The organism is Polaribacter sp. 20A6 (assembly GCF_011378915.1).
GTDB lineage: Bacteria > Bacteroidota > Bacteroidia > Flavobacteriales > Flavobacteriaceae > Polaribacter > Polaribacter sejongensis.
Window position 1 is genome coordinate 1 of the sequence record NZ_WTPZ01000119.1, and the last position, 555, is coordinate 555.

Genomic DNA, 555 nt, shown 5'->3' on the forward strand with positions numbered 1-555 from the left:
GTGACAGGAAATACAGCAAGAAACACAAAATGAAGTGACAAGATTAGAAAAAAGGAAAAGAGGACATTAAACAAAAAACCGACTGGTTCACTTAAGCAAGCTCTTCTTCACCCTCCTCCTCAAACTCTCCTTCCTCCTCGGCGGTGGCGTCCTGGTACTGCTGGTACTCAGACACCAGGTCGTTCATGTTGCTCTCCGCCTCGGTGAACTCCATCTCGTCCATACCTTCTCCTGTGTACCAATGCAGGAAAGCCTTGCGCCTGAACATGGCTGTGAACTGCTCGGAGATTCTCTTGAACAGCTCCTGGATAGCAGTGCTGTTGCCAATGAAGGTGGCGGCCATTTTGAGCCCACGGGGTGGAATGTCGCAGACGGCGGTCTTGACGTTGTTGGGGATCCATTCGACGAAGTAGCTGCTGTTCTTGTTCTGAACGTTGAGCATCTGCTCGTCCACCTCCTTCATGGACATGCGGCCACGGAAGACGGCGGCGACGGTCAGGTAGCGGCCGTGACGGGGGTCGCAAGCAGCCATCATGTTCTTGGCATCAAACATCT

At 52.8% G+C, this 555-nt stretch carries 1 protein-coding gene; it reads right to left on the reverse strand.

The genetic code is table 11. The annotated features are described in order from the left end of the window. Window positions 1-91 precede the first annotated feature (91 nt). Window positions 92-555: hypothetical protein (locus GQS57_RS19430; RefSeq protein WP_165734456.1), on the reverse strand; the 464-nt coding region annotated here is incomplete at its 5' end.